We start from the raw sequence: 12479 nt of genomic DNA, 5'->3' as shown, positions 1-12479 counted from the left end.
CATGTGCTCAAGCCTTAGAGCTGAGACTCAGCGGGCCATCATCTCATCGAAGGCTTTTTGGGCAGCCTCGCCATTCCTGACCCACCATTCTGAATTCGAAAACACCGAAGTGCCGGCATTTTCAGGCGCGGTCGCCAGCGTCTTGAGACGGTCCTCGGGGATAAGGCCACCCTCATAGCCAGCAGGATTGACCGGGCCATAGGCTATGAAGTCGGTCAGCTTCGCCACGCGCGCGGGCTGTGTCATCGCTGCGATGAGCTTCATAGCTGCTTCCTTGTTCGGCGCCCCTTTCGGCACCGCAAGACAGTCGGTGCCAATGACGGAACCCTTGAACGTGTAGTCGGCCGCGCCGCCATCTGCTTTTACGGTTTGGGCCCGCCCGTTCCAGGTAACGACCAAATCCGCCTCACCATCTTTCAGCAACTGCGCCGACTGCGCTCCCGAGGTCCACCAAACGGCGACATTTGGCTTGAGTGCTTCGAGCCGCTTGATAGCGCGATCCAGACCCTCTGGCGTGCTGAGAACGGGATAGACGTCCGCCGGTGCTACGCCATCGGAGAGCAGCGCGATCTCGATCGAGTCCTGGGCATTGGCACGCAGCGCACGACGGCCGGGGAATTTGGCAACGTCCCAGAACTCCGCCCATGTCTTCGGCGGGTTTTCGCCATAGGTCTTGGTGTTCCACGACAAGACGGTGCCATAGGAGTCGAATGGATAGCAGTAGTCGGACTTTGCGCCGTCCGGCACGGCCTTTGGGTCGATGATCGTGTAGTCGAGCGGCTCCAGCAGCGACTGTGCGGCGGCCTGCGCGCCCTCCGGTGAGCCCAGGTGAATGACGTCGGTTGTGACCGCGCCCGAGGTAACCTGCATCTTCAGGGCGGCCAAGCCGTCGCTGAGGGTCTCCTCGCGGACAGCATAGCCAAGCTCTTTTGCAGCGGGGGCCCACATGGCTTCCTTCATGGCGTTGCCATAATCGCCGCCCGCGGTCGTGATGGTGACTGATTGGGCATAGACCGGCACGGCGGCCGAGAATGCGAATGCCGTCAAGGAAATGCGTAACCAAGACATAGGTTCTCCTCCCTAGAATTTGTTGAGACGCGCTAAAAATGGCCAATTCTCGCCAATCGTAACGTTACGATTGCATCCAATTGCAGGAGAGTCAAGCTGCTTTAGCGAGAGCTTGGATTGACCGTGAGGTGGAATTCGGTCACGTAGTGGAAGTCAGCAAATCAGCCGGCGCTTTCGCAAATGAGGTCGGGCGACATGACCAACCTGAAACAGATCGCGGCGGAACTTTCCCTTTCGGTGACCACCGTATCCCGCGCGCTGAAGGATGGGCCGGAGGTTCATCCCGCCACCATCGCTCGCGTCAAGGAAGTGGCGCAGCGGGTCGGCTATGTGCCAAATCATCATGGCTTCGCGCTCAAAACTGGCCGCACGCTGACGATGACAGCAATCTACCCGATGGAAACACAAGATCATCTGTCCGATCTGTTGAAGCTTCCGTTAATCGAAGGCATGACGCTGGCGGCGCGGCAAGCGGGTTATAGTCTATCCATCTACTCCACCACGCCCGATGATGACCCCATCGAGAGTGTGCAGCGACAGCTTCAGGCGGGCAGCACAGACGGACTGATTATCACGCGCATGGTCTCGGGTGATCCACGCGTTAAGCTATTGCTGGATAGAGGCATGCCATTCGTCGCGTTTGGAAGAACTGACCTGGATACAGCATATCCTTATGTCGACATCGACAATGAACAGATTGCCTACGAGGCGACCCGGCGGCTCATGGACAAGGGCTGCCGACGCATTGCGCTGCAACTTCTCGTTCCGGGCGACCAGGCGAGTGCCATGCGTCTTTCCGGGTATGGAAGGGCAATGGCCGAGGCTGGTATTCCGATCGACCAGTCGCTGATCGGTCATGGAATGTTCACCATGGAATCGAGCGCAGCCTGGTTCGATCGCATGCTGGCCTGGTCAGATCCGCCGACGGGCTTGGCTTGCGCCAACGAACTGGGCCTTCTGGGGGCACTACACGCTCTTGGCAGAAGAGGTCTCGCGCCCGGGAGTGACATCCACATTGTCACTCGGGACAGCACGCGGCTGTCACGTTTCTTGCCTGCGAAGATCGGCGTTCATTTCGTGGACATATCGGGTGTCGGACGCAAACTTGTCGAAGTCCTGGAGAGCCGGATCGTCAATCCCCTCGGGCCGGTGAAGACAGTCTTGTTCAAAGGTGAGTTCGACCCTGGCGAATAGTCGGGCGAAGAAGTCAGTTGTCCGCTTTCGAGGAGCACTTAGGTTCACCCCTGAGTCCGAGATGAGGCGCGAAGCTGCCGCCTGCGCGAGTGCTAGGGTGCACTCAGCACCTTCATGGCATTGGTGGTCTGAGCAGCGATCGAGGGGTGCTGTACTGGTGCTGTTACTTAGAATGATTGCGCTCAGCTCCCGTCCGACGACATCGCGCCGAGCAGCCTGCGTATATCGCCGAACCTGGCGATCGAGCCGAACACCAGTGCCGCCACCGCGACGAAGAACACCGACACCGAAGCCATGGTCGGTGTGTAGCCGTAGCGCAGCGCGTTGAAGATCTTGATCGGCAGCGTCTCGGTGGTGAAGCCGATCGTCATGTAGGCGACGATGTATTCGTTGAGCGACAAGACGAAGGCGAAGGCGTAGCCCGAGACGAGGTAGGGCAGGATCAGCGGCAGCACCACGGTCTTCAGCACCGTGCGGTCGTCGGCGCCCATGGTGGCGGCGGCCTCTACCAGCGAGCGGTCGATCGAGGCAAAGCCCAGCGACAGCGTCACCAGCGGCAGCGTCACGAAGAAGATAGCGTGGCTGATGATGGCGGTGAAGAACTGGCCGAACAGCCCGACCGTCGCCCAGAAGGAGAGGAAGCCGAGCGCGGTGATGACCGGCGGCAGGATGAAGGGCGCGAGGCCCAGCACCTGAAAAATGTTTGCCCATGGCGCGATGCGCCGCCACAGGAACCAAGCCAGCGGCAGCGCGACCGCCACGGCAATGGCCGCCGAGCAGACGGCCAGCGTCACCGAATGGATCAGCGCCAGCCGCCATTCCGGATCGGTGAAGATCTGGGCGTACCAGGCGAGCGAGAAACCGACCGGCGGGAAGGAGAGCTCCTGGCGCGAATTGACCGACACGCCGGCGACGACGATCAGCGGCGCCGCCAGGAACAGCGCGACGATGGTAAAATAGACACGGCGCAGCAAGGTCGCGGTCATAGGGCGTTCTCCCTTCGTCCGACGAGCAGTGTCAATCCGACCAGCGCCAGCGAGATCAGCACCAGGAACACCGCCATTGCGGCTGCGAACGGCATGTTGGACTGGTAGATCGCCTGGTCGGTGATCAGCACCGACAGCGTCCAGTGCTGCGGCCGTCCCAGAATCTGCGGCAGCAGGTAGGAGCCGAGGGCGAACACGAAGACCATGATCAGCGTCGCCACAATGGTGTTGCGCAATGCCGGCGCGACGACGTTGAAGAAGGCGCGGATCGGCGAGGCGCCGAGCGTGCGCGCTGCCTCGAGCAATGTCGGGTCGAGGCGCACGAGGGCGGGGTACAGCACCAGGATCGTATAGGGCAGCGCCTGGTAGACCATGCCGGTCAGCACCGCGCCAAAGGTCGGCAGCAGCGCCACCGGCTTGTCCATCAGCCCGATCGCCACGAACAGATTGGTGATGCCGGCGGTGCGCGAAAACAGCGTCGACCAGGCAAAGCCGATGATGACTTCCGACAGCGACAGCACCGACAGCAGGCCGACCAGCCACAGCGTCTGCACACGGCGCGGCCGACGGGTCAAAAGGTAGGTGAAGGGAAAGGCGATGGCCACGCAGCAGACGGCGACCAGCACCGCCAGCAGCAGCGAAAAGCCGAGCACGCCGCCGAAGAACACCGACAGGAAGCGGGCGTAATTGTCGAACACGAAATCCGGCGTGTAGAAACCGGACGGGTTGCGCTTGAAGAAGCTCACCGCGATCATCGTCGAGAACGGCACGACGAAGAAGACGATCAGCATCAGCGCCGGAAAGAACAGCGGCGTGTAGTCGGCTATCGACTTCGGCGCTTCGCGTCTCATGCGCCGAGCACCACGCAGCTTGCCGGCGGCAGTGTGACGCCGACCTTGGCGCCGACCGGCACATCATGCCGCTCGCGCGGCGTCGTCACCGCAATGATGCTGGTGCCGCCGACGTCGACGAAGGTCTCGATGGTGCCGCCGAGATCGCGCACGAAACTCACCTCGCCGGTGATGGCCGAGCCGCCGGGGCTGCCGAGATGCACATCCTCGGGGCGGACTGATACAGACGCTTTAGTCTGACCCGCCGGCATGGCAAGACCTGGAATGGCTGTGCCCAGAATGGTGGTGCGCCCGGTGCTGTCGATCTCGGCCGGCAGCAGATTGGTGATGCCGATGAAGTCGGCGACGAAGGCGTCGGCCGGCTTGCGGTAGATCTCGATCGGCGGCGCCGCCTGCAGGATCCTGCCGTGGCCCATGACGACGACGAGGTCGGCCATGGTCATGGCTTCGCGCTGGTCGTGGGTGACGACGATGGTGGTGATGCCCAACCGCTGCTGCAACTGGCGCAGTTCCACCTGCATGGCCTCGCGCAGTTTGGCGTCGAGCGCCGACAGCGGCTCGTCGAGCAGGAACAGTTTCGGCGACAGCGCCAAGGCCCGTGCAATTGCCACGCGCTGGCGCTGACCGCCCGACAGTTTGGCCACCGGGCGGTCGGCAAAGCCGGTCAGATGGGTGAGGCCCAGCAACTCGTCGACGCGCTTCTTCTGCTCCTCCTTCGAGGCGCCGCGAATGCGCAGCGCATAGGCAATGTTGTCGCCAACAGAGAGATGCGGAAACAGGGCCAGCGACTGGAACACCATGCCGAGATTGCGCTTGTGCGTCGGCAAAGGCGTGATGTCCTCGCCGTCGAGGACGATGGCGCCGCTGGTCGGCTCCTCCAGTCCGGCAATCATGCGCAGCAGCGTGGTCTTGCCGCAGCCCGATGGGCCGAGCAGACACACGAACATGCCATGCGGCACGTTGAGCTGGACATTGTCGACGGCGGCGAAGTTGCCGAATTTTTTTGTTACGGCGTTGATATCTAGTCCGGACATGCTCATCCCTCTCAGGCTGTGCGCTGGAGCAATTCCAGGAAATGGCCGCCGGAGGAAATCCGGCGGCCGATCAGTTTTCAAGCGGAACGGGCGGCTCAGCCGACGATCAGCTCGGTCCACTTCTGGTTGATCCAGTCGGCCTTCGACGTATAGAGGTCGTAGCGCGGGATGATCGGATCGATATCCGACGACACGGCTGCGAACTCTTCCGGCTTGAGGTCGAGCACCTCTTTCTTCAGCGTCGGCGTGGTTCCGACCTTGCGCGACATCAGGCCCTGCATCGACGGCTGGCTCATATAGTCGATGAAGGCATGCGCCTCGTCGACCTTGGTCGAGGCGCGCGACAGCACCCAATTGCCGGAGTCCTGGATGCCGCCTTCCTTCGGGAAGGTCGAGCGGACATGGAAGCCGTCGGCGACCGCGAGGCCGGTGACGTCGTGATAATACTGGCCCATCGGGATCTCGCCCGACTTCAGCGCCTGCTCGAACTGCGCCTCGTCGCGATACCACAGCCGGACATTCGGCTTGAGCTCGGCGAGCTTTTCGAACGCCTTGTTCAGTCCGTCCTCGGTGTCGAGCGCATTGGTGCCGCCCATGAAGGTCTTGGCCGTCACTTCGAGCAGGAACGAGTTCGAGGCAAGCGCCAGCAGGCCGAGCTTGTCCTCATTGGCCTTGTCCCACAGCGTCTCCCATGAGGTCGGCGCATCCTTGTAGACGTCGGTGTTGGAGACCAGCGTGATCCACCAGGCGACGGCGCCGATGCCAGCAACACGGCCATCCGGATATTTGTTGACGAAGCGCGGCAAGAGGTCGTTGTAGTGCTTGAACTTCGACGTATCGAGCGGCGTCCACAATTCGGTCGACTGGCCCTTCAGCGTCGAGGTCTGCGACATCATCGAAAGGTCGGCCGGCGCCTGGCCTGCCTTGGACGCCTGTTCGAGCTGCACCAGCCAGGCTTCGCCGGTCGGCTCGGCGACCGATTCCACTGCAATGCCGGTGGCCTTGGTGAAATCTGGGAAGACGTGCTCGTCAAAGGATTTCTTGAAATAGCCGCCATAGACGCCGACCTTCAGCGACTTGTCCTGCGCGCGCAGGATCGACGGCATGGCGAGCACGCCGGCTGTAGCGAGGCCCGCACCAAGCACGCCGCGCCGTGTCAGGGATTTTCCAATCAGTCTGTTCATCTGGTTTCTCCTCAGTTGATGCCGTTCTATTCCGGCAGGTTCCCTTGCCGCACTGTCGCCGCCTGGCGTCAGTGGGCCGCCGCTCGTTGTTCGAGCGTACGGGCGTATTGCGTCAGTGGAAAGCACATGACGAAGAAGATCAGCGCCACCAGCCCGTAGACCTTGAACGGTTCGAAGGTGGCGTTGTTGATGGCGTTGGAGGTTCTGACCAGCTCCTCGAAGCCAATGATCGAGGTCAGCGCCGTCGATTTGATCAACTGCACCAGGAAGCCGACGATCGGCGCCCTTGTGATCGAGAACGCCTGCGGCAGGATGATCAGCCTGAGCTCCTGCAGACGGTGCAGGCCAAGGCTGGCGCCGGCGTCCCACTGCCCGCGCGGCAGCGCATCGACGCCGCTGCGCCAGATCTCGGCCAGATAGGCGCTGGCGAAGAAGGTCAGGCCGAGCACCGCTGCCGTCCATGGCTCGATGCGCAGGCCGAGCATCGGCAGGCCGAAGAACATCAGGAACAGCTGCATCAACAGCGGCGTTCCCTGGAACAGGGCGATGTAGCCGGAAGCGATGCGCCGGCTCCATTTATTCTCTGCGATCCTGAAGAACAGCACGATCAGCCCGACCAGCGCGCCGCCGACAAAGGCCGCCAGCGACAACAGCACCGTCCAGCGGGCGGCGAGCAGCAGATTGCGAACGATGTCCCAGAAGGTGAATTCGATCATGTGACACCTGCCCCCAACACGCGGCGCCCGCCTGTGACCAGCAGCCGGCGCAAGGCCATGGACAGGACGAGGTAGACCAGGGTCACGACGAAATAGGTTTCGAAGGACCGGAAGGTGCGGGCTTGCAGCATGTCGGCCTCATAGGTCAGCTCACGCACGGCGATCTGCGACACCACGGCCGATTCCAGCATCATGATGACGATCTGGCTGGTCAGCGCCGGATAGATCACCTTGAGCGCCTGCGGCAGCACGATCTTGACAAACACCTGGCGTGGCCGAAGCCCGAGTGCCAAGGCGGCTTCCGTCTGTCCGCCGGGCACGGCATCGAGACCGGCGCCGACGATTTCAATCGTGTAGGCCGCCATGTTGAGCGTCATTGCCAGCATGGCGGCCAGGATCGGATCGAGCCTTATGCCGAGGCTGGGCAGGCCGAAGAAGATGAAGAACAGCTGCACCAGGAACGGCGTGTTGCGCATCACCTCGACATAGACCGCGATGGCGCGCTTCACGAATACCGGGCCGTTGCGCCGGCCGGCAGCGCCCAGGATGCTGAGCAGCGTGCCCACGAGCGTGGTCACGACGATCAACAGGATCGTCGTGGCCGCGCCGCGCGCGATGTCGCCCACAGCACCTGGGAGCCAGGCAAAGGCCACGAGAACTCAATCCTTGAGGTTGTCGGGATTGAGCGGCGTCTTCAGCCAGGCCTTCGAGCTCTCATCGAGCTTGCCGTCGGCCAGCATCTTGGCAACCGCATCATTGACCGCCGTCTTCAGCCGGTCCTCTTTCTTGTTAAGGCCGATATGCGAAGGCGAGGTCAAAAGCTGGAACTTCTGCTCCGGCTTCAGCGCGTCCTGCTTGGCCAGCACCTGGGCGCCGACATCATTGCCGACCACCATCAGCTGGGTCTGGCCGGAGATGAAGGCCTGGATGACGGAGTTGTAGTTGTCGAAGCGCTTGATGTCGGCCGATGCCGGCGCCGCTTCGGTCAGCGACGTATCCTCCAGCGTGCCGCGATTGACGGCGATCGACTTGTCGGCGAGATCTTCCTTGCCTTTGACCGAAAGCGCCGCCGGACCGATGACGGCGATGTAGTAGGGCGCATAGGCGGCGGCGAAATCGATCACCTCCTCGCGCTCCTTGGAATAGCCGACGCTCATCAGGATATCGACGCGCTTGTCGGTGAGATACGGGATGCGGTTCTGGCCGGTGACGCTGACCAGATTGAGCTTCACCTTAAGTGAATCGGCGATCGCCTGCGCGACGTCGACGTCGTAACCCTTGATGCTCATATCGGCGCTGGCCGAGGAGAAGGGCGGAAAGTCGGAGAAGATGCCGACATTGATGGCGCCGGCCTTGGTGATGTCGTCGACGGCGTCGGCATTGGCCTGGGAGGCGAAGCCGAGGCCGGCGAGCATCAGCGCAGCGGCGATGGTTGATTTCATATGGATTGTCATTGGTATTCCCCTTCTGGAAGCTTGTTTGTTTTGGAAACGGCCGCCGGCTCCAGCGCGGCGGCCGCCTTTGCATGTGAAATCCGTCAGGCCCCCTTGCCGGTGATCGCCGGGCTGAACACCATCAGGCTCAGGATCTCGAACAGGACCTGGGCGCCGACATGGGCGGTGTTGGTAGTCGCGTCATATTGCGGCGCCACCTCGACGACATCGCCGCCGACAATGTTGAGGCCTTTCAAGCCGCGCAGCAGTTCGAGCACCTCGCGCGTCGTCAGGCCGCCGATTTCCGGCGTGCCGGTACCCGGCGCGAAGGCCGGATCGACACTGTCGACGTCGAAGGAAATGTAGGTCGGGCCGTCGCCGACGATTCTGCGCGCCTTCTCGATGATGGCCGGAATGCCGAGACCCGTCACCTCTTCGGCATGCACGACCGTCATGCCGGATTCGTAGGTGAACTCCCACAGATATTCGGCCGAGCCGCGGATGCCGATCTGGATGGTGCGGGTGGGGTCGAGGACGCCGTCCAGCACCGCGTTGCGGAACGGGCCGCCATGGTGGAACTTGGTCATGTCGAACAGCCCGCTTGTGTCGCAATGGGCATCGATATGGATCATGCCGACCGGCGCCTTCTTGCCGACCGCCTTCAGGATCGGATGGCTGATCGAGTGGTCGCCGCCGACCGAGAGCGGCAGCACGCCGGCATCGACGATCTGGTTGGTGCGGCGCTCGATATCCTCGTGGCTGATCTCCAGCCGGTAGCGGCTGCGGAACGGCGTATCGCCGATGTCGGCGACGCGAAGCTCATGCGTCGGGGCGCATTCCAGCACGTGGTTGTAGGGTCCGATGCGCTCGATGGCGCGCAGCGCCCTGGGTCCAAAGCGCGAGCCGGGCCGGTTGGTGACGCCGAGATCCATCGGCACGCCGATGATCGCCACCTGCAAATCGCCGAAATCGGGATTGTCGGCTGCGATTTCGCGATAGGGCGCGGCGAGGAAGGTCGGGATGCCGGCATAGGGCGCGAGTCGGGTGCCGCTCTTGGAGAAGATCTTGTCGGCGACCTTGCGGAACTTCGGGTCGAACATCTCGCCGCCATGGCTCTCGCCATACTTGCGGCGCAAGGCTTCCAGCTTGCCTCTGTCATAACCCATGTCGGTCTCCTCCTGCCGGGCTGATGCATGCGGCCGTGGCGACATCTGCGAACTGACCGTCACCCGGCCGGGTCGCTGTCCCGCTGGCTGCCTGCAGATTTCACATCATTGATGCTGTTGACCTGCCAAAGTGTCCGGCAGCCGCATTGAAAAATCAATTGATATTGTTACGGTGCTGATTGTGAGAAAATCTCACAAAGTATCCGGTTGCTCATGGCCAAGCGTCTGCCCCCCTTGAATCCCTTGCGCGCCTTCGAGGCGACGGCGCGGCATGCCTCGCTGACCAAGGCGGCGAGTGAGCTCAACGTCACCCACGGCGCAATCAGCCACCAGATCAAGGCGCTCGAGCAATCACTCGGCGTAAAACTGTTCGAACGCACCGGACAGCGGGTAAAGCTCACCCCGCACGGCGCCGAATTGCTGCCGGCGGTCTCGACCGCCTTCGACGGCATCGCCGCCGCCACCCAGCGCATGACCAGGCCAGCCAGCGCCGGTACGCTGTCGGTCTCCTGCGTGCCGGCGCTGCTGCTTCTGTGGATGACGCCGCGGCTCGGCAGCTTCATGGCGCAATATCCTGATATCAGGTTGACGCTGATCCCGTCCAACGACCCCAAGGACATCCGCGCCCCACAGGTCGATGTCTGCGTGCTCTATGGCGACGGCAGCTGGACCGATTGCTGGATGCGCAAATGGTCGGGCCTCGAACTGTTCCCGGTGGTCAGCCCGACGCTGATCAACAACCGGCCGCTCCGCATCTGCCGGGATCTTGCTGGCCATGTCATCCTGCATGGCGATGATGGCCGCGAATGGCACACCTGGCTGGCCGCCGCCGATGGGCTCGACCTCGAACGTGGCCGCCGCCACCATCTCGGCGACGCCCGTACGGCGATCGAAGCCGCGGTGCACGGACATGGCGTGGCGCTCGGCGATTCCGTCACCGCCAGCATGCTGCTCGCCAGGGGCCTGCTGGTGGCGCCGTTCAGCCTGTCGGTGCCGGCGGTCGACGATTTCTATGTGGTCTGCCGCAACGAGATGCGTTCGGCGCCGATCGTGCAATTGTTCGTCGACTGGCTGTTCGCCGAAAAGGAACAAGCCGACAGCCGCGCCGACGCGCCGGTGGCCGGCCGCATCGGCAGCCGCCGGAAGCGTCCGGCGCTGAGGGTGGTGGGCGCCAAGAGTTGAGGCTGGACCGGAGCGACTGCTTTTTGTCGGGCCAGCCCGGAAAGCGGGAGGCGCTTTCAAAAATTCAATGCTAATAAGCTCTTGCCGGGCAATTCCAGGAAAACTGTGCGGCGGTTTCCCGTCCGGAATTGCGTAAGAAAGACGTGAGCAGCGAAGGCGACGGCAGGACATGGCAAGAACCGATATAGCGCGGCGCGTCTATAACCACACCTGGAAGCTGGACCCGATCGTCCGCAGCCTGCTCGACACCGATTTCTACAAGCTTCTGATGCTGCAGATGATCTGGGGCATGTACCCCAAGGTCGACGCCACCTTTTCGCTGATCAACCGCACTACCTCGGTGCGGCTTGCCGACGACATCGACGAAGGCGAATTGCGCGACCAGCTCGACCATGCCCGCACGCTGCGCTTCTCCAAGAAGGAGATGATCTGGCTTGGCGGTAACAATTTCTATGGCCGCAAGCAGATCTTCGAGCCGGAATTCCTCGCCTGGCTGGAAGGTTTTCGGCTGCCCGACTACGAGCTCTCCAAGCGCGACGGACAGTACGAGCTCTCCTTCAGTGGCCCCTGGATGTACACTACGCTGTGGGAAATCCCGGCGCTGGCGATCATCAATGAGCTTCGTTCCCGCGCCGCCATGCGCGCCTTCGGTCCCTTCGCGCTTGACGTGCTCTATGCACGCGCCAAGGGGAAGATGTGGGCCAAGACCGAACGCTTGAAGGCGCTGCCCGGCATCCGCATCTCCGATTTCGGCACCCGCCGCCGCCATTCCTTCCTGTGGCAGCGCTGGTGCGTCGAGGCGCTCAAGGAAGGCATTGGCGAAGCCTTCACCGGCACCTCGAACGTGCTGCTGGCGATGGACAACGACCTCGAAGCGCTCGGCACCAACGCGCATGAATTGCCGATGGTTTTTGCCGCCCTTGCCAAGTCGGAAAAGGAATTGAAGGAATCGCCCTACAAGGTGCTGCAGGACTGGCAGCGCTATTACGGCGGCAACCTGCTGATCGTGCTGCCCGACGCTTTCGGCACCGCATCCTTCCTGCGCGACGCCCCGGACTGGGTCGCCGACTGGACCGGCTTCCGCCCCGACAGCGCGCCGCCGATCGAAGGCGGCGAAAAAATCATCGACTGGTGGCGCGAGAAGGGCAAGGACCCCAGGCAGAAGCTGCTGATCTTCTCCGACGGTCTCGAGGTCGAAACCATCGAGGAGACCTACAGGCACTTCAAGGGCAAGGTGCGCATGTCCTTCGGCTGGGGCACCAACCTCACCAACGATTTCGAAGGCTGCGCGCCGACCGAAACCAACAGCCTGGATGCGATATCGCTGGTCTGCAAGGTAACGGAGGCCAATGGCCGGCCGGCGGTGAAGCTGTCGGACAATCCGGCGAAAGCGACGGGCGACAAGAAGGAGATCGAGCGCTATCTCCGGATTTTTGGGGCGAAGGACCGCGTGGAGCAGCTGGTCAAGGTTTGAGGGTCGGCGGGTGCCTTGCTGGACGAAATGGAAATCGCGATAGCGTGAGTTCCCGCCCACCCCCCTCTGTCCTGCCGGACATCTCCCCCGCAAGGGGGGAGATTGGCAGCGTCGAGTACCGCGCCTCTTTCTTCACCCTTGAAAGTTGGCGAAAGCCCCGGCGACATCCAATCTCCCCCCTTGCGGGGGAG

The 12479-nt window shown here is 62.5% G+C and carries 12 protein-coding genes; 3 read left to right on the top strand and 9 right to left on the bottom strand.

Annotation, left to right across the window (positions count from 1 at the left end; translation table 11 throughout):
* Positions 1-27: 27 nt before the first annotated feature.
* Entirely contained in the window at positions 28-1047 is a 1020-nt protein-coding gene (locus NKI88_RS27010; RefSeq protein WP_352658458.1) for an ABC transporter substrate-binding protein, read from the bottom strand.
* Between the two features lie 216 nt (positions 1048-1263).
* Here NKI88_RS27010 and NKI88_RS27005 point away from each other — a divergent pair, with 216 nt between their 5' ends.
* On the top strand, positions 1264-2262 hold the full coding sequence (locus tag NKI88_RS27005; RefSeq protein WP_352658456.1) for a LacI family DNA-binding transcriptional regulator: 999 nt from the start codon (positions 1264-1266) through the stop codon (positions 2260-2262).
* A gap of 182 nt (positions 2263-2444) precedes the next feature.
* Here NKI88_RS27005 and NKI88_RS27000 read toward each other — a convergent pair whose 3' ends face one another.
* The 8 genes from NKI88_RS27000 to speB all read right to left on the bottom strand — a co-directional run bounded on the left by NKI88_RS27000 (position 2445) and on the right by speB (position 9632).
* Positions 2445-3248: an ABC transporter permease gene (locus NKI88_RS27000; protein ID WP_023671272.1), complete on the bottom strand. Its 804-nt coding sequence runs from the start codon at positions 3246-3248 to the stop codon at positions 2445-2447.
* Entirely contained in the window at positions 3245-4099 is an 855-nt protein-coding gene (locus tag NKI88_RS26995; protein WP_023703699.1) for an ABC transporter permease, read from the bottom strand. Before NKI88_RS26995 ends, NKI88_RS27000 begins: the two co-directional genes overlap by 4 nt.
* On the bottom strand, positions 4096-5133 hold the full coding sequence (locus NKI88_RS26990; RefSeq protein WP_023829338.1) for an ABC transporter ATP-binding protein: 1038 nt from the start codon (positions 5131-5133) through the stop codon (positions 4096-4098). Before NKI88_RS26990 ends, NKI88_RS26995 begins: the two co-directional genes overlap by 4 nt.
* Before the next feature lie 95 nt (positions 5134-5228).
* On the bottom strand, positions 5229-6317 hold the full coding sequence (locus NKI88_RS26985) for an ABC transporter substrate-binding protein (protein WP_023671275.1): 1089 nt from the start codon (positions 6315-6317) through the stop codon (positions 5229-5231).
* Between the two features lie 68 nt (positions 6318-6385).
* The gene (locus NKI88_RS26980; RefSeq protein ID WP_023683572.1) at positions 6386-7033 is read right to left on the bottom strand and encodes an amino acid ABC transporter permease; all 648 of its coding nucleotides are present in this window, start codon (positions 7031-7033) and stop codon (positions 6386-6388) included.
* Positions 7030-7686 carry an amino acid ABC transporter permease gene (locus tag NKI88_RS26975; RefSeq protein ID WP_023683571.1) on the bottom strand — a complete coding sequence of 219 codons (657 nt, stop codon included), beginning with the start codon at positions 7684-7686 and terminating at the stop codon, positions 7030-7032. Before NKI88_RS26975 ends, NKI88_RS26980 begins: the two co-directional genes overlap by 4 nt.
* 6 nt (positions 7687-7692) lie before the next feature.
* Complete coding sequence (locus NKI88_RS26970; protein WP_023689188.1) at positions 7693-8487, bottom strand: transporter substrate-binding domain-containing protein; 795 nt, start codon at positions 8485-8487, stop codon at positions 7693-7695.
* Positions 8488-8570: 83 nt separating this feature from the next.
* Positions 8571-9632: an agmatinase gene (gene speB, locus NKI88_RS26965; RefSeq protein ID WP_023700439.1), complete on the bottom strand. Its 1062-nt coding sequence runs from the start codon at positions 9630-9632 to the stop codon at positions 8571-8573.
* 213 nt (positions 9633-9845) lie between these two features.
* Between speB and gcvA the strand changes: the two genes are divergently transcribed.
* Positions 9846-10814, top strand: coding sequence for a transcriptional regulator GcvA (gene gcvA / locus NKI88_RS26960; RefSeq protein ID WP_023671280.1), 969 nt, complete (start codon positions 9846-9848; stop codon positions 10812-10814).
* Between the two features lie 169 nt (positions 10815-10983).
* The gene (gene pncB / locus NKI88_RS26955; RefSeq protein ID WP_023683568.1) at positions 10984-12288 is read left to right on the top strand and encodes a nicotinate phosphoribosyltransferase; all 1305 of its coding nucleotides are present in this window, start codon (positions 10984-10986) and stop codon (positions 12286-12288) included.
* The last annotated feature ends 191 nt before the right edge of the window (positions 12289-12479 follow it).

This window comes from Mesorhizobium sp. M0317, from assembly GCF_040321555.1.
Classification (GTDB): domain Bacteria; phylum Pseudomonadota; class Alphaproteobacteria; order Rhizobiales; family Rhizobiaceae; genus Mesorhizobium.
The sequence above is the reverse complement of the archived record's forward strand: the minus strand, read 5'-3'. Positions and strand labels throughout refer to the sequence as shown.